The sequence below is a fragment of the Bradyrhizobium prioriisuperbiae genome, from assembly GCF_032397745.1.
Lineage (GTDB): Bacteria > Pseudomonadota > Alphaproteobacteria > Rhizobiales > Xanthobacteraceae > Bradyrhizobium_A > Bradyrhizobium_A prioriisuperbiae.
This window is the reverse complement of the sequence record NZ_CP135921.1, coordinates 6,796,318-6,818,031: the sequence shown is the minus strand read 5'-3', so window position 1 is coordinate 6,818,031 and position 21,714 is coordinate 6,796,318. Positions and strand designations below refer to the sequence as shown.

21 protein-coding genes are annotated in these 21,714 nt (G+C 64.2%); 8 read left to right on the top strand and 13 right to left on the bottom strand.

Annotated elements, in window-relative coordinates; translation table 11 throughout:
* Positions 1 to 4: 4 nt before the first annotated feature.
* From RS897_RS32175 to RS897_RS32140, 8 genes are all read right to left on the bottom strand, one after another.
* A complete protein-coding gene (locus RS897_RS32175; protein ID WP_315832711.1) occupies positions 5 to 757 on the bottom strand; it encodes an SDR family oxidoreductase in 753 nt (250 codons plus the stop codon).
* A gap of 1 nt (position 758) precedes the next feature.
* Complete coding sequence (locus RS897_RS32170) at positions 759 to 1,727, bottom strand: NAD-dependent epimerase/dehydratase family protein (protein ID WP_315832710.1); 969 nt, start codon at positions 1,725 to 1,727, stop codon at positions 759 to 761.
* 85 nt (positions 1,728 to 1,812) lie between these two features.
* Positions 1,813 to 3,177, bottom strand: coding sequence for a four-carbon acid sugar kinase family protein (locus RS897_RS32165; RefSeq protein WP_315832709.1), 1,365 nt, complete (start codon positions 3,175 to 3,177; stop codon positions 1,813 to 1,815).
* 7 nt (positions 3,178 to 3,184) lie between these two features.
* Positions 3,185 to 4,387, bottom strand: coding sequence for a ribulose-bisphosphate carboxylase large subunit family protein (locus RS897_RS32160; protein WP_315832708.1), 1,203 nt, complete (start codon positions 4,385 to 4,387; stop codon positions 3,185 to 3,187).
* Entirely contained in the window at positions 4,384 to 5,133 is a 750-nt protein-coding gene (gene nanR, locus RS897_RS32155; RefSeq protein ID WP_315832707.1) for a transcriptional regulator NanR, read from the bottom strand. The genes RS897_RS32160 and nanR overlap by 4 nt, the downstream gene beginning before the upstream one ends.
* Positions 5,134 to 5,143: 10 nt before the next feature.
* The gene (locus RS897_RS32150) at positions 5,144 to 5,992 is read right to left on the bottom strand and encodes a phosphogluconate dehydrogenase C-terminal domain-containing protein (protein ID WP_315832706.1); all 849 of its coding nucleotides are present in this window, start codon (positions 5,990 to 5,992) and stop codon (positions 5,144 to 5,146) included.
* A gap of 148 nt (positions 5,993 to 6,140) precedes the next feature.
* Positions 6,141 to 6,947 carry an enoyl-CoA hydratase/isomerase family protein gene (locus tag RS897_RS32145; protein WP_315832705.1) on the bottom strand — a complete coding sequence of 269 codons (807 nt, stop codon included), beginning with the start codon at positions 6,945 to 6,947 and terminating at the stop codon, positions 6,141 to 6,143.
* A gap of 113 nt (positions 6,948 to 7,060) precedes the next feature.
* Positions 7,061 to 7,780: a TetR/AcrR family transcriptional regulator gene (locus tag RS897_RS32140; protein WP_315832704.1), complete on the bottom strand. Its 720-nt coding sequence runs from the start codon at positions 7,778 to 7,780 to the stop codon at positions 7,061 to 7,063.
* A 155-nt stretch (positions 7,781 to 7,935) separates the two neighbouring features.
* On the opposite strand from RS897_RS32140, the gene RS897_RS32135 reads away from it, so the two are divergent.
* Positions 7,936 to 8,145, top strand: coding sequence for a ferredoxin (locus tag RS897_RS32135; RefSeq protein ID WP_315832703.1), 210 nt, complete (start codon positions 7,936 to 7,938; stop codon positions 8,143 to 8,145).
* Positions 8,146 to 8,230: 85 nt separating this feature from the next.
* Positions 8,231 to 9,421 (top strand): cytochrome P450, encoded by a 1,191-nt coding sequence (locus tag RS897_RS32130; protein ID WP_315832702.1) that lies wholly within the window; start codon positions 8,231 to 8,233, stop codon positions 9,419 to 9,421.
* A 64-nt stretch (positions 9,422 to 9,485) separates the two neighbouring features.
* Here RS897_RS32130 and RS897_RS32125 read toward each other — a convergent pair whose 3' ends face one another.
* The 4 genes from RS897_RS32125 to RS897_RS32110 all read right to left on the bottom strand — a co-directional run bounded on the left by RS897_RS32125 (position 9,486) and on the right by RS897_RS32110 (position 14,108).
* Positions 9,486 to 10,682, bottom strand: a complete 1,197-nt coding sequence (locus tag RS897_RS32125; RefSeq protein WP_315832701.1) for an acyl-CoA dehydrogenase family protein — start codon at positions 10,680 to 10,682, stop codon at positions 9,486 to 9,488.
* Between the two features lie 139 nt (positions 10,683 to 10,821).
* Positions 10,822 to 11,577: an IclR family transcriptional regulator gene (locus RS897_RS32120; RefSeq protein ID WP_315832700.1), complete on the bottom strand. Its 756-nt coding sequence runs from the start codon at positions 11,575 to 11,577 to the stop codon at positions 10,822 to 10,824.
* A gap of 61 nt (positions 11,578 to 11,638) precedes the next feature.
* The gene (locus RS897_RS32115; protein WP_315832699.1) at positions 11,639 to 12,880 is read right to left on the bottom strand and encodes a CaiB/BaiF CoA transferase family protein; all 1,242 of its coding nucleotides are present in this window, start codon (positions 12,878 to 12,880) and stop codon (positions 11,639 to 11,641) included.
* 199 nt (positions 12,881 to 13,079) lie between these two features.
* Positions 13,080 to 14,108: a LacI family DNA-binding transcriptional regulator gene (locus tag RS897_RS32110; RefSeq protein ID WP_315832698.1), complete on the bottom strand. Its 1,029-nt coding sequence runs from the start codon at positions 14,106 to 14,108 to the stop codon at positions 13,080 to 13,082.
* Between the two features lie 165 nt (positions 14,109 to 14,273).
* Between RS897_RS32110 and RS897_RS32105 the strand changes: the two genes are divergently transcribed.
* The 6 genes from RS897_RS32105 (at position 14,274) to RS897_RS32080 (ending at position 20,486) form a co-directional block, all read left to right on the top strand.
* The gene (locus RS897_RS32105) at positions 14,274 to 15,143 is read left to right on the top strand and encodes a phytanoyl-CoA dioxygenase family protein (protein ID WP_315832697.1); all 870 of its coding nucleotides are present in this window, start codon (positions 14,274 to 14,276) and stop codon (positions 15,141 to 15,143) included.
* Between the two features lie 77 nt (positions 15,144 to 15,220).
* Positions 15,221 to 16,576: an MFS transporter gene (locus RS897_RS32100; RefSeq protein WP_315832696.1), complete on the top strand. Its 1,356-nt coding sequence runs from the start codon at positions 15,221 to 15,223 to the stop codon at positions 16,574 to 16,576.
* An 11-nt stretch (positions 16,577 to 16,587) separates the two neighbouring features.
* Positions 16,588 to 17,445, top strand: coding sequence for a sugar phosphate isomerase/epimerase family protein (locus tag RS897_RS32095; RefSeq protein WP_315832695.1), 858 nt, complete (start codon positions 16,588 to 16,590; stop codon positions 17,443 to 17,445).
* Positions 17,446 to 17,526: 81 nt separating this feature from the next.
* Positions 17,527 to 18,945 carry a 3-isopropylmalate dehydratase large subunit gene (gene leuC, locus RS897_RS32090; RefSeq protein WP_315832694.1) on the top strand — a complete coding sequence of 473 codons (1,419 nt, stop codon included), beginning with the start codon at positions 17,527 to 17,529 and terminating at the stop codon, positions 18,943 to 18,945.
* Positions 18,942 to 19,553, top strand: coding sequence for a 3-isopropylmalate dehydratase small subunit (leuD, locus tag RS897_RS32085; protein ID WP_315832693.1), 612 nt, complete (start codon positions 18,942 to 18,944; stop codon positions 19,551 to 19,553). The genes leuC and leuD overlap by 4 nt, the downstream gene beginning before the upstream one ends.
* Positions 19,554 to 20,486, top strand: a complete 933-nt coding sequence (locus RS897_RS32080) for an alpha/beta fold hydrolase (RefSeq protein ID WP_315832692.1) — start codon at positions 19,554 to 19,556, stop codon at positions 20,484 to 20,486. It begins immediately after the preceding gene.
* On the opposite strand, the gene RS897_RS32075 is transcribed toward RS897_RS32080, so the two are convergent.
* Positions 20,472 to 21,371 (bottom strand): LysR family transcriptional regulator, encoded by a 900-nt coding sequence (locus RS897_RS32075; protein ID WP_315832691.1) that lies wholly within the window; start codon positions 21,369 to 21,371, stop codon positions 20,472 to 20,474. The two genes, RS897_RS32080 and RS897_RS32075, sit on opposite strands and share 15 nt — an antisense overlap.
* Between the last annotated feature and the right edge of the window lie 343 nt (positions 21,372 to 21,714).

The window sequence follows — 21,714 nt, the reverse complement described above, 5'->3', positions numbered from 1 at the left end:
GCGCTCAGCCGGCAAGCCAGCCGCCATCCACCACCATCACGGTGCCGGTGGTGAACGACGAGGCGTCGCTGGCCAGATGCAACGCGGCCTCGGCCACTTCTTCTGCCTGGCCGAACCGCTTCATGGCATGGCGATTGCGGGAGGCTTCCCGCACCGGCTCGGGATCGGCATGGCGTCCAAAACTGCGCCGAAGCATCGGCGTGTCGATGGCGCCGGGCGCGATGGCGTTGACGCGGATACCATCCGTGGCGAAATCCAGCGCCATGGTCCGGGTCAGGCTGATGATGGCGCCCTTGGCGGCGATGTAGGCGCTGTTGCCCTTGCCGCCGGCGATGGCGAGCTGCGATGCCAGCGTAATGATCGAGCCGCGCCCCTGCCGCTGCATGTGCGGCACCACGGCGCGGGCCCAGAGCCAGGTTCCGCCTACGTTGACGCGGAACACCGCGTCCCAGTCGGCAGGATCGGTGGTCAGAACCGTGCCGCCGCAGGAAAACCCGGCCGTGGTCATCAGCACGTCAACGGCGCCGCGCTGTGTGAAGACATCGTCGACGGTGGCCTGTGCGAAGCCGGCGTCGCCGACATCGCCGAGATGTTCGGAACTCATGCCGCCGATCAGCGCTGTGGTCTCTGCCAGACCCGTTGCGTCACGGTCGACCAGGGCGACAAAAGCACCGTGCTGCGCGAACAGCAGCGCACTGGCGCGCCCGATGCCGGAGCCTGCGCCGGTGACGATCGCGGTCCGTCCGTCCAGCCTCATGTCATGTCCCTTCCCGATATTGCGTCCACCACTGGCTCAGCGCGGTGGCGGAGTCAGCGCAATCGAAACGCGCGCGCCAGCCGAATTCCTGTTCCAGGCGTGTGATCGACAGCGGCGCGCGGTCGACGGGCCCGTGCAGGTCGATGGTCGCTGTTTCGCCAGGCTCAGCCAACCGGCAGACAAAGCCGGGATGCAAGGCGGCCAGATGCTGCCCCCACTCAAGCGCCGACCATTCCTGGCCGGTCGAAATGTTGTAGAGCCGATGCTGCGGTCGCTGTGCTTCGGTCAACAGGGACACGGCGTTGGCGACATCAGGCGCATAGATCCAGTCCTTGACGCCGGGGCGCGGCAGGATGGCGGCGCGACCCTGATGCAGCGCATCGAGTATCTGCGCCTGCGCACTTGGCGTGTCGCGCACGCCGGTCGCCCGCTCCCAGGGCCCGAACACGCCGCTCAGGCGTACGCTGATGATGTCGAACTGCCAGAGCTCGGCCAGACGCGCTGCGACCCTTTCGGATGTAAATTTGGTGATGGCATACAGCGAGACCGGATCGCAGGCAGTCTCCTCGTCGAGCTGTGCGTACTTGACGGCTGCGTTGCCGTAAGCGGCGGCTGACGAAAGATTGATGATGCGCCTGACGCCTGCGCGCCGTGCCGCGGTCAGGATCGGCAGCTGGGCCGAAAGATTGACCTGAAGAATGGTTTCGGGATCGGCCGCGTCGCGTTCCGGCCCTGCGGTGATGGCGGCGCCGAGCACGATCGCGTCACAGCCGGCCGCGATGACATCCTCGACCGTACGCTGATCGGTGATGTCCCCCTGCACGACCGTCAGGCGTTCTGCAAACGTCTCGGCTGCGGCGGGCGGGAGGCCGGCGCGATCGAACAGCGTAACCGCATGTCCGCGCGCCAGCAGTGCGTCGGCGATGTTGAGGCCGACAAAGCCGGTGCCGCCGAAAACAAGAACGCGCATCTGGATCTCACACCGTTTTACGCCACGCGTGGTGTGTAGCGAGGTGTATGCCGCTCGGCCAGCCCAAATCGCTGCCGATGGCTGGTCAGAATTTGACCGCGGTGCCGTCCCGCACCAGGCAAAACAGATCGGCACCGCCGACCTGACCACCTTTGAGAGCGATCTCGACCGCGGCATGGGGCGTGTCCGCGGACGCCCGGCACAGCGGCGCGCCGGATGCGAGTGGCGCGATCGCAGTCAAGGCAAAGATGTTCATGGCACGGACCGCGTGACCGGAGGTGTCGCCGCCGGCGACCACCACGCGCTGCAAACCCGCCGTTTGCAAAATCCGGTCGAGCGCGCGGCCGAGCCCTGTGCCTATGCGATCGTTGATCGTGTCCGGCGATACGCCGCTGGTAACGATGGCCGTGCGGAATCCGGCGATGGCCGGATCGTCCGGACCTTCGGCGGTGACCAGCAGCGGATCCCTCCCCGCCGACAACGCCTGCAGTGCGCGCACGGCGCCGTGCTCGACATCCCTGTTCCACTGCGCGGCATCGACCGCGTGCGCGGCGTCGAGCCGGATGATCTCGAAGCCATGCCCCGCGGCATGGGCGATCTGTTCGGCGGTGACCGGCGAGCACGAGCCGGACACGCAGGCGATGCGATCGACCGCAGCAAATGTGGTGTCGTGATTGGCGGGCGCGATCAGTCCGGCGGACTGCCAGTAGGCGACCAGCGCCTGCTCGATCCCCTGCGATCCGACAGCGAACAGACGCTCGCCCCGATGAGTCCAGATCAGGCGGCCGGCTTCAATCAGAGTCTGCCGGTTGAGAACGTCGAGCGAAATGATCTCGGCGCCTCGGTTTCGCTCGCTGGCGAGCGCTGCGTCGGCCCGCCCCGTTTCCATGGTGACGACATCGACGAGGCCGATCGGCCTGGATGTCTGCCGCGCGAGATGACGGCCGAGATCCGCCTCGCCCATCGGCGTCACCGGATGGCGCGCCATGGTCGGATGCCGGTCCAGCCGATGCCCGACGCCATGGACGGTGGCGAACAGGTTTCCGAAGGCCTGATAGCGTCCCATTGCGGGTGACGCCACCACCATCGGATGCCATGCGCCGCCGAGCAGCGGAACGGCGAGATCGATGGCGCGCCCGATCGATCCGACATGCGGCGCAGAATCAAACGTCGAGCAAGCCTTGTAGTGAGTGATTGGTGCGCCGATAGCGGCAAGCCGGCGAAACACCGCCGGCAGGTTTGCGTCCATCCATTCCGGACCTTTTGAGCGCGCGACACCCGCGATACCGACGGCGCGATACTGTGCTGCGGCGGCGAAACGCTCGGGCGATGGCGTCTCGAGAAACAGAATGGTCGGCAGTCCGGCGAACGCCAAGGCCTCCATGGCCGCCGACGAGCCGGTATAGTCGTCGCCATAGAAGGCGATCAGCGGGCCATCCGGAAGGCTCATGGGCGGCTCACCTCGCCCCGGACGCGATCGCGCGGTCCCAGGCGCTGCGCAGCTCACGGACGCCGGCGGATGGTCCGTCGGGATGCGCCAGGATGCCACCACCGGCGGCGAAAATCAGGTCGACCGATCCGAGTGCGGCGTACGTCTTGGCGACGGTTGCCGCGGACTGGCCGGAGGAGAACACAGGCATGGCGATGCACGGCATCTCCGCCGCGAGCGGAGTGAGGCACGCTTTCGCGGCCGCGATCACAGTCTCGTTGCTGTCGCTGAACTTGTTGTCGATGCCGTTGACATGCATGTGGTCGGCGCCTGCGAGGCGCCAGATCTTATGCCAGGCCTGATAGTCCCATCCCAATGACGGATGGCGCGTGAGCACTCCCCAGCCATTGCGGTGGGCATGGATCGGCAATTGGGTGTGGCGTGCGAGTTCGATCAAACCGACCAGGCCGACCGAATTGAGGCTCGCCATCACGCAGGTGCCGCCGTGCGCCAAAACCGTATCGTGACGCTGCCGCATCTCATCGAGATCGCCGGTCAGGTTGAACGCGAACATCACCTTCTTGCCGGAGCGATCGGCATGGTCGTTGACCACCCGCATCACGGCGGCGACGCGATCGTCGAACCGGCAGTAAGCGCCGTCCGATTGCAGTTCGTCATCCTTGATGAAATCGATGTCGGCCGCGCACAGCGTCGCCACGAGGTCAGCGGTCTCAGTCGCGCTCAGGCCGATGCTCGGCTTGACGATGGTGCCGACCAGCGGGCGGCCTTCGACACCGGCGAGCCGTCGCGTTCCCGATACGCCGAATTTCGGTCCTCCATAGGTTTCAGCGAACACTGCCGGCAAGCGGATATCGAGCAGCCGCAATCCGGTGAGCTGGCGCAACTCCCAGAGATTGCCCGCGACCGCCGACAGCAGATTGGGCAGCGACGGCCCGATATTGTGCAGCGGCCAGGACAGCGTCACATGCGCCTGCCGCCACGGCCCGGCCGCGGTGGCGCGGGCCACCGGCAGCGAGGGCTGCGCCAGCGTCGCCAGCGGCCGGATGCTTTCCACCCGCGCAGCGGCCCTCGCCTTCAGCTCCGGTGTCTCGCCCGGCACCGCCACGAAGGTGCCGCTGGACTGCTCCCCCGCCATGGCCTCCGCCGTGGCCTGCGGATCGAGCGGCGTCTCGATCAGGTAATCGGCTTCGATGCGTGCGAGCTCCGTCATTCAAGATCCTTCCCGGCGCGTTCATTGTTTTCGTCATGACGCGTCAGATGCCGATACAGCGCGTTGGCGCGGGTGAGATGCTCGCTCATCGCCTGCGCCGCTTTCGCCGGATCGTGCGATGCGACCGCTGCCACGATCCTGTCGTGCTCGGCCAGCGTCAACTGCTCGGCCCCCGGCGCCCGGACCAGCGAACGATAATATTCGGCGAGCCAGCCGAACATGCCTTCCACGATGGCGGGATAGATCGGATTGCCGCTCATGGCCGCGATCTGGCGATGGAAAGCCATGTCGCAGCGGAGGAACTCCTCGGGTTGGTCGATGGCGCGACGCTGCGCTTCGACCAGCGCTTGCAGTTGCGCAAGCGCAGTTGCATCCGCATTGGCGGCAGCCAACTGCGCCATCCCGATTTCCAGGAACAGGCGGGCCTCCTTCAAGTGGTTCAGGGAGTCCGGCTGAATGCTCAGGAGATGACGCGTTCCGCTTGCGATCTGCGCGACCAGGGTCGCGGGGGTCGGCACCACCACCCGCGCGCGCTCGCCGTGGGTGATGGTAACGATGCCCGATCGCTCGAGCTGCTGTAGCGCCTCGCGCACTGCCGGCCGGCCGACTCCATAAGAGTCCATCAGTTCGCGTTCCGACGGAAGCTGATCGTCCGGACCAAACTCGCCGGCGGTGATGCGCGCGATCAGCCGTTCCAGGACCTCCTGGTAGAGCTTGCGGCGATGGATCGGCTCGTGCTGCGCCATGGGTGTGGGCTCAGGCGGCTTTCGGATTGCAGATGTCGATCACCGATTGCTTGACCGCCGCCGGATTGAAGATCCGCTCCAGCCAACCATCACGGAAGATTTCCGGCTTTGCCAGCGCGATGGCGTGCAGCGCTCCGTCGGAGAATTTGCCACCGGGATTGACTCCGAACGCAATGGAGAGTCCGATCGCGATGTGTCCCAGCACGAAATCGGTGGCCGCCTGCTCCGGCACGCCGCGCCGCACCGCCTCGTCGGTCGCTTCCTTGATGGCGAGGCACAGCGTAATCGCAACCGTCTCCGACAGCGCCGGCTCCATGATCGCGATGTGTTCGACGGTGCAACGGTGCGAGCGCATCACCGGTCCGTAGAACACTCGCGCGATCGCCTCGCACAACGTATAATGCTCGTCCGGTCCTTGCATCAGGGCGCAGACGATGTGCTGCTTTGCACTGGTGCCGCCGAAAAAATCGGCTTTCGCATCCGGCGTCGTCTCGTCGTTGAACACGGGCGGATGGCAGGGATGGGTGACGAAGTAACTGATATCGGCCCGCTCGGGCAATTCGCCGGCATGGGGCGCAGCGGCATCGAGCATGATGATCGCGGTGCCGGACTTCACCTTGTTGATGATCTCGTGTGCCACCTTGCCGATCGAGCGATCCGGAATGGCGAGAATGACGACGTCGGCTGCAGCCAGTGCGGTGTCGAGCGATGAGCATGTGAGGCCCAGGGCGTCGTGCAGTCGTTGACGGCCCTCGTCGCTGACCTCCACCGGGATCAGCTCGTAGTTCGAGCGCACGATGTTCGTCGCCAGACGGACCCCCATTTTTCCGCCGGCGCCGAGCAAGGCTATTTTTGTCATTTGACGTTCCTCCCCAAGTGTAGAGGTATAGTCATCATACAAGTGATGACTTGATGTCAAGCCAATGCGTGACCCAGGGCCGGACGGGGCGAAAGGGTTCATATTATCAAGGAGATGATGACGCGTCGCGCGGCGAGAGGCCGTCGGATCAGCGCCCCTTGAAACGCGGCTTGCGACGCTCGAGGAAGGCCGCGACGCCTTCCTTGTGGTCTTCGCTCAGGCTCGCCAGCGCGAACTGATCGAGGTCCATATGGCCAGCCAGATCATCCAGCGCATGCGCCAGCCGATTGACGGTGAGCTTGGTCATGGCAACGGACATCGGCGGTTGGGCGGCAATCTTGTTGGCCAGCACCATGGCCGCATCGAGCGTCGCACCAGCATCCACCACCTGCTCCACCAGGCGCCATTCACGGGCCTCCGCAGCACTGATCCGGTCGTCCGCCAGGATGACCGCTTGTTTGGTGCGGGCCGGTCCCATCAGCGCCAACATGCGCGGCACGCTTTGCCAGCTCATGTTCATGCCGAGACCAATTTCCGGCACCCGGATGTGGGCGTCGCGGCTCATGATGCGGAAATCGAGCGCGACAGCCAGCGCCACGCCGCCGCCGACACAAAAGCCCTCGATGGTGCCGATGGTGATCTGTTCCATGTCCTGCCAGGCGCGCGTCAGCCGCGGGCCGAGCTTCAGGTGCCGGCGCAATGCGCCAAGATCCATAGTGGCCCGCGAACGTCCCTCGGCGTCCTTCAGATCGAAGCCGGCGCTGAAAGCCTTGGGGCCGCCAGAAAGGACGACGACGGATGTTTGCGCATCATCCTCGAAACTGCGCGCCGCATCGGTCAGTTGCCGCAGCGCTTCCGGTGACAAGGCATTGAGGCCGTCGCCGCGATCGAAACGCACCACGGCCACGCGGCCGTCGATGCCGAGCCCCTTCTCGATGGTGACCATGTCAGCCAAAGCTGTGCCCTTCCCTCTCGCGTAACGTTCGTTCCGCGGATTGTCCAGCAGACCGGCTCTTCACACAAGGCAAAGGCCTGCCGCAAAGCGACATGGCTGTTGGGAGGTGCGCGTTATCGGGCTCGCGACGATGGATGGACAGCCGCTTTGCGTGGCCGTACGGTCTGCGACGCCTCATGATCGAGTTGCAGGAACATCGCCAGTGCGAGACGATCGATCATTTCCTGCTCATCCAGAGCGATCAGCTTCGGCTTGTTGAGCACCGCATTGATCAGTGTCCCGAACACCATCTGGAACGCGAACCCGACGGTTCTTTGCTTGGCGGCACGTCGTCCGGAGCCCATCTGCGCCAGCAGCAGCGGCGTGGCGCACTCGACGATGCGTCCGCCGGTTTCGCTTACCGTCATCCAGCGTGCCGGCTGCACGGCCTTGTACTGCATCGCTGCCCGCAGCACGCCGTCATTGGCGCGGATGGCCTCGGTGATGACGGCCACCATGTCGTGACACACGGTCTTCAGGCTGGCGTTGGTCCGGTCGTCGTTAGCGATCGCGACATCGATTGCGGCGAGGCAGCCGGTGGTGGCGAGCGACACCAGTGCGCTGAAGAAGGCGTCTTTGCTCTCGAACCGGCCGTAGAACGCGCCGATGGTGACACCGACCCGGGCGCAGAGGTCGTCGATCGACAACTCGTCGAAGGCGCAATCGCGCAGCATCGCCGCCCCCGCCTCGAGCAGCGCCACGGTGGTTTCCTGGCTGCGCCGCTGGCGGGTGGGACGGATGCCCGGCAGGTCCGCAATCAGCGGCCAGCCTGCGACATGAAGACCTTCGGTCACGGATGCCTCACCGGAAATTTATATTGACCGGTATATTATAGCCGTGCCTATAATTCAGCAACAGAAGGATGCTGCCGCGTTGCCACGCGGTTAAGCCCTCGCCGACCCGCAGCCGGCCTCTGCCGTGCACGGGCGGATTTTCAGGGAGAAAACCGATGCAGGGAAAAGTCCGACTGCATGTCGATCCCAGCAAATGTCAGGGCCACAGCCGCTGCAAATCGCTGGCGCCCGAGCTGTTCGATCTCGACGAATACGGCAATGCCCGTGAAGCCGGCGACGGCACGGTGCCCGACGATCTCGTCGACAAGGCGTACCTCGCCAAATCCAACTGTCCCGAACTTGCCATCGACATCACCGAGGACTGATCGGCAGGCGCGTCCGCAAGTCCGCGCCCGCACGTTTGATCGACAGGACCATACCCCAAGAATCTTGGCCCAAAGGAATATCGCGATGAGCCACAATCCGCCGGTGACCGACTGGGTGAACGATTTCGACCACACCGATCAGCAATGGACGGACAACCCCTTCCCGATCTGGGATGAACTGCGCACCACGTGTCCGGTGGTGCACACCGATCGTTTCCTCGGCGTGTACCTGCCGACCACCTACGAGGCGGTGAAGCAGATCGCCTACGATACCGAGCATTTCTCGTCACGCCGCGTGGTGGTGCGCAATGCACGGCCTGAGATTACCATGCCGTCGCCGCCGATCACGTCGGATCCGCCGCATCACAAACCGGCCAAGCAATTGCTGCTGCCGCCGTTCACGCCGGACGCGATGAAGAAACTCGAGCCGCGGGTGCGCGAGATCTGCAACGAGCTGATCGACGACTTCATCGCAGACGGGGCCTGCGATGCAGCGGCACAGTATTCCAAGCATATTCCGGTGCGCGCCATCGCCCACATGCTGGGGATTCCGGAAGCGGACGGCCATCTGTTCGTCAGATGGATTCATGAGATTCTCGAACTTGGCGTTCATGACGATGCGATCCTGATGAAGGCTGCGCACGAAATGAACGACTATTTCTCTGCGCATATTGCCGAGCGCCGCAGCCACCCGCGCGAAGACCTGATCATGGACCTGATACGGGCGAAAGGCCCCGACGGCCAGCCGCTGTCGGACATGCATGTGCTGGGATCGCTGCGGCTGCTGCTGATCGCCGGAATCGACACCACCTGGAGTGGCATCGGCTCCTCCATCTGGCATCTGGCCAAGACGCCGGCCGACCGCAAGCGGCTGGTCGCCGAACCCGAACTGATGCCGTTCGCGATCGAGGAGTTCCTGCGCGCTTATTCGCCGGTCACCATGGCGCGCGAGGTGATGAAGGAAACCGTGATCAGTGGTTGCCCGGTCAAGCCCGGCAACATGGTGCTGCTGTCGTTCCCTGCCGCCAACCGCGATCCCACGATGTTCAGCGATGCGGACAAGGTGATCATCGACCGCAAAGAAAACCGTCACGCCGCGTTCGGCCTCGGCATTCACCGCTGCGTCGGCTCCAATCTCGCGCGCATGGAAATGACGGTCGCACTGGAAGAGTGGCTGAAGCGGATTCCCGAATTCAGTCTCGATCCCGCGGGCGAGGTCACCTGGTCAGAAGGTACAGTACGCGGACCACGGCAACTTCCGCTGCGTCTCGGCTGAGCGAGCGGCTCGGCGGCTATCGGCTGCCGGGCCGTTTCCTGCCTGTCCTTGCCTGTCGGCCGCGTCAGTTCCGCAGACCCAGAACGCGCCGCGCAATCGACTGGCGGTGGACCTCGCTTGGGCCCTCGTACATCCGCATCAGCCGGGCCTTCTGCCACATGGTGTTCAACGGCAATTCCTGGGTCATACCCAGCGCGCCCAGCGTCTGCATCGCATGGTCGAGCGCCTCGTAGGCCATCTCGGTCGCAAATACCTTGATCATGGATGCTTCGTGCCGCACGTCCTCGCCACGATCGACCTTCCGCGCGGCGTCCTGAACCATCAATGTGCAGGCGTGCAGGCGAATGCTGATATCCGCCACCCACCATTGAATGGCCTGGCGATCGGCCAGCTTCACCCCGAAGGTCTCGCGCTGGGTTGCGTGTTGACACAGCATGTCGCGCGCCCGCCGGGTCATGCCGATCGCGGTTGCCCCCATTTCCAGCCGGCGGGTCCGCAGCCGCAGCTGCATGGGGGCATAGCCCTGCCCCACTTGGCCGAGAACCGCATCCGCCGGAATCCGGCAGTCGTCGAACACGATCTCATAGGTGGTCCAGCCGCCGACCATGGGAATCTCGCGCTCGATGATAAAGCCCGGTGTTCCCTTTTCGACGATGAACGACGTGATGCCGTTGTGACTCCCGCCGTCACCGACACGCGCCATGACAATGAGGAAATCGGCTGTCTTCGCCGCACTGATCCAGATCTTGCGGCCGTTGATGACCCACTGGGAGCCGTCCAGCACGGCGCGGGTCTTCATCGACGCGGGATCACCGCCGGCGCCGGGTTCGGAGATGGCGATCGCCGATGTCATCCGGCCCTCGATGTAAGGCCGCAGATATCGCTCCTTTTGCGCATCGGTTCCGATCGCCTGCAGCATTCGCAAATTCGGTGAATCCGGCGGCAGGATGAACGGAATGCAGCTACGTCCCAGCTCTTCGTTCACAGCGGCCATCGTGATCGCCGGCAGATCATGGCCTCCCAGGTCCGCGGGCGCATCGAGGCCCCAAAGTCCGAGGTCCTTCGATACCTTGCGCAGCCGGCCGATCTGCTCGTGGGGCAAACCTGCATGATCGTCGCCGGATGCCCTCGCGCGGAGAAAATGCGGTTCGAGCGGAATCAGCTCGCGATCGACAAAGGCGGCGACGGTGTTGCGGACCATCGCGGTCTCCTCGTCCCCCGTCATGTCGGCGATGTCTTTTCCGAGGCGCGTTCCGCTCATCGTCTCATCCTTGTCTCAGGCCGTTCTCTGCGGGCCGTTCCTGGTCTCGTGCAGTCCGATTATGCAACCTCGCCGCCGCGCCACTCCAGAATTTTATGCAGCTGAAACAAACTTCCACATCCGTGAAAATCGAAAAAAATCACGTTTCGGTATCAGCAAATGTTGCGATGCCCTCGCGCAGCCCGCGCAAGATCTGATCTTCCTTCTGTTCCAGCCGATCGACCGGACCGCCGACGCCGATCGCCAAAACGCGGCCATGGCGGCGAACCGGCAACAGCATCGCGATCATCCCTGCCCCCGGCGACACGTTGTGCTTGGAAAATACATAGCCTCGTTGCCTGATGTCACGAATGCGGATCATCAGATCGGGCAGTAGCGTGCGCTGGTCCGGCATCTCCTCGATATTGATCCGCCGCAACAGCTTGTCGATGGTGTCGTCGGAGCGCGCACTGAGCAGCAACTGGCCGAGGCCCGATCGCGCCAGCGGCCGAACCGTGCCCGGTTTGATTTGATAGCCGATGGCATGCTGCGACGGAATGATATGGATGTACTGGGCAAACAGATCGCTCTGCGTGCCGACGGCGATGGTTTCGCCGGTCGTCTCGCTCATGCGTTTCATCAAAGCGAGAATGCGGCCTTCCCCGAACAACGCGCCTTGCACCCAGTTTCCCAGCGTGGCGATCCGCATCGTCGGCATATAGGTGCGTGAGTAACTGTCGTAATCGAGGTACCCCATCACGACCATGCTCTTGAGCAGTGCGGACGCGCTGGAGACGGGATAGGCGAGATGAAGCGACAGGTCCTTCAGGCTGATCGGCTGCTGCACCTCGTCAAAATATTCCAGCACCTCGAAGATGCGTCGGGCTGTCTTGATGACGCTGTTCTGGGCCGACAACGGAGTCTCCGGTTTCCACGCGCTCTGCACGACCGACGTTAGGGCTTTCGATCGCCGACGTTCAACCCGGTCTATCCGCCAGTGCCGGCAATTCCGGCGCTCCGATGGCGCCTTCGGCTTCAAGCTGTGCGATTTCCGCTGCGGTCAAATTCAGCATCTGCCCCAGGATTTCATGATTGTGCTGGCCCAGGCGCGGCGACGCCGTCCGCGCGACCTGGTCGGCGCCGTGCAGCCGCAACGGGGAGTTCGGAACGACAATGCGGCCAAACTCCGGATGATCGATCCATTCGAGCATGCCGCGTTCATGCATATGCGCGTCGTTGGTCACCTCGATGAGATCGCGCACCGGCGCGGACGGCACCTTGTGCTGGCTCAGAATCCGGAATGCATCGGCCTTGCTGTGCCGGCATGTCCAGTCCGCAATCAGCTGGTCGGTATCTTCCATGAACTGGACCCGCGCTGTGCGGGTCGAAAAGCGTGCGTCGCCAGCCAGATCGCGGCGATCCATCGCCGCAAGCAGGTTGGTCCAGTGGGTTTCGTTGATGCCGATGATCGCGATATGCCCGTCCGAGGTCGGATAGACATTGTACGGCGCAGCCGCGAGACCGCCGTGGCGATTGCCGGTGCGCGGCGGCGCCATGTCATGGTCGTAGACGAAGGCGAGATTCGATGCGAGTGCGGGATACACTGTCTCCTGCATCGCAACTTCGACAAGCCGTCCCCTGCCGGTGAAGGTGCGCTCATAGAGCGCCGTCATGATGCCGGCATAGAGATGAATGCCGCCGAGAAAATCGACCACCGCCGGCCCCGCCTTGACCGGCGGACCGTCGGGAAATCCGGTGACGCTCATCATGCCGGACGCGGCCTGCACGGTGATGTCCATGGCGAGGTTGTCCCGATCGGGTCCCGACAGGCCGTAGCCGGATCCGGATGCATAAATCAGGCGGGGGTTGATCGCACTCAGCACCGACCAGCCGACGCCGAGCTTGTCCATCACACCGGGAGCATAGTTCTCCAGCAGCACGTCGGCGTTCGCCACCAGTTGCTTGAGAATGTCCCGGCCGCGTTCGCTTTTGAGATTCAAGCTCACGTCCCGCTTGTTCGCGTTCAGCATCGCAAACGGAATTGCGGCACCTTGGCTCACCGTGCCGCGCTGCCGGATCGGCTCGCCGGATAAAGGCTCGATCTTGATGACGTCGGCGCCGGCCCTGGCCGTCAGAAAGGTGGCATAGGGGCCCTGATAGATTTGCCCGAGATCGATGACCGTGACGCCATCCAAGGGCAGGTTTCGCCTCTGGGCCATAAGCCGCTCCCATGTTTGTTGTTGTTGAGCCGACGGGGGTCGACCGAGAGTTCTGAACCCGGAGATGCTCACCGCTATTGCGCGAGTTGTTGCCAACTGTGCGAGAGCAAGCCGGGAAAAGCCACCGCAAACACATCCACAGATGCATTTGCACATCCGTGAAAATGGGTGGAGGGTGCGCCCGGATGGCAGAGGTCGCTCAGCCGCTTTCGCGCAACACCAGCTCGAAGCCGAGATCGATCCGCCGCGGCCCGCTGCGGTCGAGCATCAGCCCCGCCGCAGCCTTGCCGATGGCCGCGCCATGAATGCGGATGGTGCTGAGACGCGGCTCGATCAGTTGGCCCATGTCGAGATCGCCGAGACCGACCACAGCGACAGGCTGCGCGGACGCGGGTCCGTTGCGCAACAGTCCGGCGCGCCGCAGCGCGGCGAGAAAGCCGATGGCGTGCGCATCGTTGGCGGCGAACACGCCATCGACTCCCGGTAATTGATCGAGGACATCTGCGGCTGCGTTGGCGGCGGTGCGGTCCAGGGTTAGTTTTTTGGGCGGCGCGAGATTGGCTGCCAGGGCGCCTTCCAGGAAGCCGGCCCAGCGTCGTGCAGCGCGCGGATCGGTGCCGCCGATGAAGGCGAGCGAGGTACGCCCCTGCTCCGCCATATGCCGCGCCACCGTTACGCCGGCGGCATGATTGTCGAAGCCTGCGACCGCGTCGATCGGATCGGTCGGCAGATCCCACATTTCGACCACGGGAATGCGCGCGCGCCGTAGCAGCAACGCGCCATCAGCTGTCGCCGGCGATCCCACCATCATGATGGCGTCAGTGCGCCGCGCAAGCAGCTCTGTCAGCATGCGGTCCTCACGTGCCGCGTCGTAGCGCGATTGCGCCAGGATCACCGCATAGCCGAGCGGCTCCAGCCGGTCGGACAGCCCCTGCACCGTGTCGGAAAAGATCGAGTTGGCGATGGTCGGCACCAGCACGCCGACCGAACTGGTCTTGGCACTGGCCAGTGACCCCGCCACCAGATTCGGGATGTAGCCGAGCTCCCGCATCGCGGCTTGCACCCGGGCCTGGGTCTGCGGCGCCACCAGATGCGGCAGGCGCACCACCCGGCTGACCGTGATCATGGACACGCCGGCGCGCTCGGCCACCTCGGCAAGCGTCGGTGCTCCCTCGGAAAAAGCGTCGTGGAGGCCGGATTCTGGAGCTGGTTCCAAGTCGGATGTCATGCCGGCAATCTAGCTGATTTGCCCAACCCGACCACGAAAGTCTTGCAAATCCACAAATGACAGCGTTATCATCGTTAATGATAGCGCTATCATTGGCAAAACTGAAGAATATCTGACCAAGCCCGCCGCAACCCAAGGTCGGGCCCTAAAAAGGAGGACTGCAGGATGCTGTCTGAGGATGACGTACGCGCCTACCAGCGCGATGGCCTGATTGTGGTGCCGGAAGTGCTCGGCCCCGAGACCCTGGCCGAGGTGCGCAAGGTGGTGGCTGAACTCGTCGCCGCCTCGTCCAGCACCACCGTGCATACCGACGTCTACGACCTGGAGCCGGGCCACACCGCTGAGAGCCCGCGGGTGCGCCGGATCAAGGCGCCGCACAAGGTCCACAAGCTGTTCGACGACATCGTGCGCAGTGCGCCCGTGATCGACATCCTGACCAAGCTGATTGGTCCCGGCCTGCGCCTGCACGGCTCCAAGCTGAACATGAAGTCGGCGCACTTCGGCTCGCCGGTGGAATGGCACCAGGACTGGGCGTTCTACCCGCACACCAACGACGACATTCTCGCCATCGGCGTGCTGCTCGACGATACCGACCTGATCAACGGCCCGATGCTGGTCACCCCCTGCACCCACACCGGTGAGGTCTGGAACCACCATGGCGAGGATGGCCGCTTTGCCGGCCTGATCGATCCTGACGTGGTCAAGGACGAAATCGGCCGCGCCATCCCCTGCATGGGCAAGGCCGGCAGCATGTCGTTCCACCATGTCCGCGCCCTGCACGGCTCGGCGCTGAATACGTCGGACCGTCCGCGCAACCTGCTGCTGTACGAGGTCGCGGCGAGCGATGCCTGGCCGCTGGCCGGGGTGAAGGATTTCGACGAGTTCAACAGCCGGCTTTTGACCGGAGATCCGGTCACGGTGCCGCGCATGACGGCGGTGCCGGTGCGCATGCCGCTGCCGCCACCGGCGCGCCAGGGATCGATCTACGAAACGCAGTCCGCGGCCAAGAAATCCTATTTCGGCCGAGCGGCCTGACGAAACGACTTGACGATCCGGCATCCGCGTCACGCGGGTGCCGGCAAATAATCAACATATAAAAAATGGGGAGACAAATGCCTGCATCGAACAAGGCCGGCGTCGGCCGTGCGCCCGTGCAAGTCATCGCAGCTGCCTGCGTCGGCTCCGCACTCGAATGGTATGACTTCTTTCTCTACGGCACCGCGGCGGCGCTGGTGTTCGGGGAGTTGTTTTTTCCAAAAAGTGATCCGCTGGTCGGCACCCTGCTCGCTTTCCTCACATTCGGGGTCGGCTTCGTGGTGCGGCCGCTCGGCGGCATCCTGTTCGGCATCATGGGCGATCGTTATGGTCGCAAGCCGGTGCTGGTGGCGACGCTGCTGCTGATCGGGGTTGGCACCACCGCAATCGGTCTGCTGCCGACTTATGCCACCGTCGGCTACTGGGCGCCGCTGATGCTGGTGGCGCTGCGTGTGGTGCAGGGTCTCGGCGCCGGCGCTGAATATGGCGGCGCCGTCATTTACCTGGTCGAGAATGCGCCGCCCAATCATCGCGGTTTCTGGGGCGGCTTTGCGCCGCTCGGCGTCTCCATCGGCAACCTGCTTGCCGCCGGTGCGTTCGCGCTGGTCACCATGCTGCCGCGGGAGGACCTGATGTCCTGGGGCTGGCGGATTCCGTTCCTGGCGAGTTTCCTGCTGATTCTGGTCGGCATCTATGTTCGTCTCAAGCTGAGCGAGACGCCGGTCTTCACCCAGGCGGTGGTGGAGCGTGGCAAGATCGAGCGCAATCCCGCGATGGCGGCGCTGCGCAAGCATCCGCGCAACTTCCTCGTCGTGCTGGGTGCGCGCATGGCGGAAAATGGCCTGGGTTATCTGTTTCCGGTGTTCGGACTCAGTTATATCACCGTGACATTGGGGGTGCCGAAATCGGAAGCGCTCAGCGCATTGATGCTGGCGTTCGTCATCGAACTGTTCGCCATCCTCGGCTTCGCCGCGCTGTCCGATCGTATCGGACGACGTCCGGTGTACATGTTCGGTGCGCTGTCCGGGATTGCGCTTGCGTTTCCGTTCTTCTGGATGGTCGGCACCAAGGAATGGATCTGGATCGCGCTGGCCTTCATCCTGGCACGCGCGGTGGTCACTGCCGGCATGTTCGGACCACAAGCCGCCTATTTCGCTGAACTGTTTCCGCCACAGCGGCGCTTTGCCGGCTTCGCGTTTGCGCGCGAACTGGGCTCGCTGCTGGCCGGCGGCCCCGCCCCGTTCCTCGCCACCAGCCTGGTGGCATGGGCGAGCGGATCGTGGTGGCCGGTCGCCTGCTACATCATTGTTCTCTCGGCGATCACGGCGCTTGCGGTGTGGTGGGGCCCCGAGACCTACGAGGAGAGCATTACCGTCGACAACACCACAACTGCCAAGGTCGGCCGACCAGTGGTGCTGGCGGAACAGACCTAGGGCAAGCTCAAGTGGTGCAGCAGCTCCGTGTCCTGCAGTCACTCTGGGCGATGGAGCGGCGGCTCGCCAATGAGGCGGAGTGGCCGCTCCGGACTCAACTGACGATGATCCGCGACGCCGGCTTCGATGGCGCCGGTGTCCGTTTCATCGATCCGGCCTTCGCTACCGAGGCCACGCATGTGCTGCGCGATCACGGCCTGATCTGGCAGGCTCAATGTTATCCAAAGACCGTGGACGATCTGAAGCCGGTGCTGGACCTTGTCGCGCGCCTTGGCGCGGATCATGTCAACCTGCAGCCGGACGTGCGCCCGCTCCGGCTGCATGATTGCATTCCCTTTCTCGAAGGTTGGCGGCGGTTGGCCGATCAGGCCGACATTCCGGTGCACATCGAAACTCATCGCGACCGGATGACGACGGATCTGTTCTTCACCCTGCAACTGCTCGATTGTTTTCCCGATCTGCGGCTGACCGCCGACATCTCGCACTATCTGGTCGGGCGCGAGTTCGCCTGGCCGGTCGATGACACCAACCACGGCCTGATCCATCGCATTTTGGACAATGCCTGGGGCCTGCACGGCCGCGTCGCCAGCCGCGAGCAGATCCAGGTCTCACTGTCGTTTCCGCAGCACCAGGGCTGGGTGGAGCTGTTCATGGGGTGGTGGGAGTACGCCATCCGCTCCTGGCGCAAGCGCGCCGGCCCGGATGCCGTGCTCACCTTCCTGTGCGAACTCGGACCGCCGCCCTATGCCATCACCGGCCCTGACGGAACCGAGCTGTCGGACCGATGGCAGGAAGCGCTGCAGATGAAGGACATGATCCGCGCGTTGTGGCAACGCATCGTGAGCGAGGATCAGCCGCCGCCCGGATGAATCGATGCAAACAATGCATGACCACTGCCATCGCAACGGATCGATAACGCGGGGACATCACCGTGCGGAGATTTCGAGGCGATGCGCCAAACCCTCTACGACAAGCTGGTCGACAGCCATACGGTTCACAGCTTTGATCCAGATGGCCGGCAGTTGCTGCTTTATGTCGATCGCACGGTCCTGAACGAATACACCAGCCCCCAGGCGTTTACCGGACTGCGTGACGCCGGCCGCGCGGTATGGCGACCGCGTGCGGCGCTCGGCACGGTCGATCATGTCAACCCGACCGCTGTGCATCGCACCGCCGAGATGCCCGACCCCTGCGGCGCGCGCCAGGTGGCGTATTTTGCCGACAATTGCCGGGACTTCGGCGTCGAGCTGTTCGATGTGCTGCATCGCCTGCAGGGCATCGAACATGTGGTGATGCCGGAGATTGGCCTCGTGCTGCCCGGCATGGTGGTCGCGGCCGGCGACAGCCATACGACGACCTATGGCGCGTTCGGCGCGCTGGGCTTTGGCATCGGCACCTCGGACATCGAACACTATCTGGCGACCCAGACGCTGGTCTATCGGCGGCTGCGGACCATGCGTGTCTCGGTCGACGGCAATCTGGCCCCCGGCGTCAGCGCCAAGGACATCGTGATGGCGCTGATCCGCACCATCGGCGCCGCAGGGGCAACCGGTTATGCGATCGAATTCACCGGAGCCACCATTACCGCACTGAGTGTGGAAGGGCGGATGACCATCTGCAACATGGCGGTCGAATGCGGTGCGCGCGGCGCCATCATGGCACCGGATCAGACCGTGTTCGATTATCTGCGCGATCGGCCGCGTGCTCCCAAGGGCGAGCTCTGGGATCGCGCTGTCGCAAGCTGGCGCACGTTGCACAGCGATCCCGACGCGGTGTTCGATCGGGATATCATCCTCTCCGCCCGCGAGATCGAGCCGATGGTGACCTGGGGCACCAGCCCCGACCAGGCCGCGCCGATCGGAAGTGTCGTTCCGGATCCGATTCAGGAGCCGGACCTGGCGCGGCGACGGGACATGGAGCGCGCGCTGACCTACATGGATCTCAAACCAGGAACGCGTTTGACCGACATCACCATCGAGCGGGCCTTTATCGGCTCATGCACCAATGCGCGCATCGAGGATCTGCGCGCGGCCGCGGCGGTCGCCCGCGGCCGGCATGTCGCGCCGGGCGTGCGCGCCATGGTGGTGCCGGGGTCGAGCAGCGTGCGGCGTGTCGCTGAAGCCGAAGGGCTGGACCGGATCTTTCTCACGGCCGGGTTCGAGTGGCTGCAATCGGGATGTTCCATGTGCCTGGCGATGAACGACGATGTACTGCGCCCGGGCGAACGCTGCGCCTCCAGCACCAACCGAAATTTTGAAGGACGCCAGGGCGCGGGAGGCCGCACCCATCTGATGAGCCCGGCCATGGTGGCCGCGGCGGCGATCCACGGCCGGCTCGCCGATCCCCGCCGTGATCCGGGAGTTCAATGATGCAGCCGTTCTCGACCGTGACCGGCGTGGCGGCGCCGATGCCATCTGCCAATATCGACACCGACGTGATCATGCCCAAGCAGTTTCTCAAGGGCGTCGACCGCGGCGGACTCCGTGATGGAACATTCCACGGCCTGCGGTTTGATCCGACCGGTGGTGAGCGTCCGGACTTCGTGCTCAATCGGGCCGGTTGGCGTGACGCAAAATTTCTCGTGGTTGGTCCGAATTTCGGCTGCGGATCGAGCCGCGAGCATGCGGTCTGGGGCCTTGGCCAACTCGGAATTCGTGGGCTGATCGGAACCAGTTTTGCCGGAATCTTCTTTGACAATTGCGTGCGCAACGGCCTTCTGGCCGTGACGCTCGATGCGGAGGTCGTCACCTACCTGAGCAGGCTTGCGACCGATCCCGCCACAGCCGTGCTGGCCGTGGACCTGCCCGGGCAAAGCATTGTTACATCCGACGGGCAGAGCTTTCCTTTCGCTGTTGATCCGGGGCAAAAGGAAGCTCTCGTCCTCGGCCTCGATGCGATCGGCTCAACACTGAAACACCGTGAGGAGATACTGTCGTTCGAGCAAACCCATCTGAGACAAAATCCATGGTTGGCATAAATGGCTGAGCAAGCGCCGTCTTCACCAGAGATCGCCATCACGGAACTGGGCGCAGCTCCACTCCTGGAGGGCTTCAGGCTGATCGACGCGTCCCTGGGCAACGGGATCACCATCCGTGCGGCGATCGGCGGCAAGGGGCCGCTGCTGCTGCTGTTGCATGGCCACCCGCAAACCCACGTGACCTGGCGCAAAGTCGCCCCTCGCCTCGCCGAACATTTCACCATCGTTGCAGCCGATCTGCGTGGCTATGGCGACAGCAGCAAGCCGGAGGGCGGCGAACGGCACATCGCCTATTCCAAGCGCAGCATGGCGCAGGACCAGGTCGCGCTGATGCGCGGGCTTGGCCATCCGCGTTTCGGTGTCGCCGGCCATGATCGCGGCGGGCGCGTGGCGCACCGCATGGCGCTCGACCATCCCGACGCGGTGTCGCGCATCGCAGTAATTGACATCGCACCGACGGCAACCATGTATGCGCGGACCAACAAGGAGTTCGCCACCCGCTATTTCTGGTGGTTCTTCCTCATCCAGCCTGCGCCGCTGCCCGAGCGCATGATCGGTGCCGATCCGGAGATGTTCCTGCGCAAGCACATCGACGGCCAGGTCAAGACGCCAGGCGCGACCGAGCCGGCCGCGTTCGCGGAATATCTGCGCTGCTACAACGACCCGGCGACACGCCACGCCATCTGCGAGGACTATCGCGCGGCGGCAACGATTGACCTCGATCATGATGCGTTGGACGCGAACAAACGCATCACCGCGCCGCTGCTGGCGATCTGGGGCAAGCTCGGCACGGTCGGTGCGCTTTACGACGTGCTGGGGACCTGGCGGGAGAAGGCAACCGATGTGTCGGGACGAGCGTTCGACTGCGGCCACACCCTGCAGGAAGAGCGTCCCCAGGAGACCATCGCGGAGCTGGTGTCATTTTTCCGGTAGATCGGCTCGCAGCTTGACCGCGCGTTGCCAGAGCGCTTCCGCGGCCGGGCTTTGACGCGGCTTGGGACGAAACAGCCGGATCTCCATCGGCACGTCGTCGGATTGGTTGCCGACCCGCACCAGCCGTCCGGTCTCGAGGTCATCGCGGATCAGGCTGTGCGGCGCCCACGCGATGCCGCGCCCTTCCCGCGCCATCGCCGCAAGAACGCTGGCGAGATGCGACGAGAACACCGGCTCCGCCGGCACGGTCTTGCCCGCAGCCGCCCAGGCCGCAACAAGGATGCGGCCCATGCCGGATTCCGACGTATAGGCGAGCAGTGGTCCGTCCATCGCCGGTTTGCCGCACCGCGCGGGTGCCGTGACCGAAATCAGAACGTCGTTCCCGAGCGCGATCGAGACGAATGCATCGCTCGTCAGGCGATTGGTTGCTGCGGGATGATGGTGGCAGAGCAGAAACTGGGCTCGCCCCTCCAGCATGATCTTTTCGCACGCCACCATGTTGTCGGCGGTGAGTTGCACCGTGGACGTCATCGGCGCGGCCGCCTCCAGCAGGCGCAACCACGCCGGGAAAAATGTCAGCGACAGGACATGGGTTGCTGCGAACCGGAGCGTTTCCGAGGCGGCTTGCGCGGCTCCCAGCGCGTCCTGTCGTCCCGCCTGCAGGCGCCGCAACATCTCCTCGGCCACGGGCCGAAAACGCTCGCCTGCGGCAGTCAGGCGGACGGAGTGCGTGTTGCGATCGAACAGCGAGGTGCCGACCCAGTCTTCCAGTGCGCGAATCCGCCGGCTGAAAGCGGGCTGGCTGACCGCACGGCGGTCCGCGGCCCGGGAAAATCCGCCTTCATCCAGAACCGCCAGGAAGTCTTCGAGCCAGATCGTATCCATCGCGCGATTGTAGTGACAGCCCTGGACGGATGCCACAACCCGGGAGATGGACTCTCAGAGCGTCCCGAGGAGACGATTGCCGAACTGAGGTCGTTTTTCCTGTGAATGAGCCTAGAACTTGACCGCGCCGGCTATGGGACTTCCGCCGCCGGGCGACCAGAACGAGACGGCCGCCATCGGTTACCTCGATCGATGCTCACCGTGCATGATGCTCACCACTGGCAGGGTATGGGGAACCGACTGGCCGTGACGAGCTGAAAAGCGCCCATTTGACCGCATTGTTCTGGCCCTCTCCGCCGTTGCGCGGTACACTTAGTCAACAAAAAATCCGCGCATCTGGTGC

Coding starts and splice junctions, on each gene's coding strand:
- leuD (WP_315832693.1), top strand. CDS start 18,942: ATGATGCAGCCGTTCTCGACCGTGACCGGCGTGGCGGCGCCGATGCCA.
- RS897_RS32175 (WP_315832711.1), bottom strand. CDS start 757: ATGAGGCTGGACGGACGGACCGCGATCGTCACCGGCGCAGGCTCCGGC.
- RS897_RS32130 (WP_315832702.1), top strand. CDS start 8,231: ATGAGCCACAATCCGCCGGTGACCGACTGGGTGAACGATTTCGACCAC.
- RS897_RS32115 (WP_315832699.1), bottom strand. CDS start 12,880: ATGGCCCAGAGGCGAAACCTGCCCTTGGATGGCGTCACGGTCATCGAT.
- leuC (WP_315832694.1), top strand. CDS start 17,527: ATGCGCCAAACCCTCTACGACAAGCTGGTCGACAGCCATACGGTTCAC.
- RS897_RS32170 (WP_315832710.1), bottom strand. CDS start 1,727: ATGCGCGTTCTTGTTTTCGGCGGCACCGGCTTTGTCGGCCTCAACATC.
- RS897_RS32135 (WP_315832703.1), top strand. CDS start 7,936: ATGCAGGGAAAAGTCCGACTGCATGTCGATCCCAGCAAATGTCAGGGC.
- RS897_RS32105 (WP_315832697.1), top strand. CDS start 14,274: ATGCTGTCTGAGGATGACGTACGCGCCTACCAGCGCGATGGCCTGATT.
- RS897_RS32125 (WP_315832701.1), bottom strand. CDS start 10,682: ATGAGCGGAACGCGCCTCGGAAAAGACATCGCCGACATGACGGGGGAC.
- RS897_RS32165 (WP_315832709.1), bottom strand. CDS start 3,177: ATGAGCCTTCCGGATGGCCCGCTGATCGCCTTCTATGGCGACGACTAT.
- RS897_RS32160 (WP_315832708.1), bottom strand. CDS start 4,387: ATGACGGAGCTCGCACGCATCGAAGCCGATTACCTGATCGAGACGCCG.
- RS897_RS32080 (WP_315832692.1), top strand. CDS start 19,554: ATGGCTGAGCAAGCGCCGTCTTCACCAGAGATCGCCATCACGGAACTG.
- RS897_RS32075 (WP_315832691.1), bottom strand. CDS start 21,371: ATGGATACGATCTGGCTCGAAGACTTCCTGGCGGTTCTGGATGAAGGC.
- RS897_RS32100 (WP_315832696.1), top strand. CDS start 15,221: ATGCCTGCATCGAACAAGGCCGGCGTCGGCCGTGCGCCCGTGCAAGTC.
- nanR (WP_315832707.1), bottom strand. CDS start 5,133: ATGGCGCAGCACGAGCCGATCCATCGCCGCAAGCTCTACCAGGAGGTC.
- RS897_RS32150 (WP_315832706.1), bottom strand. CDS start 5,992: ATGACAAAAATAGCCTTGCTCGGCGCCGGCGGAAAAATGGGGGTCCGT.
- RS897_RS32110 (WP_315832698.1), bottom strand. CDS start 14,108: ATGACATCCGACTTGGAACCAGCTCCAGAATCCGGCCTCCACGACGCT.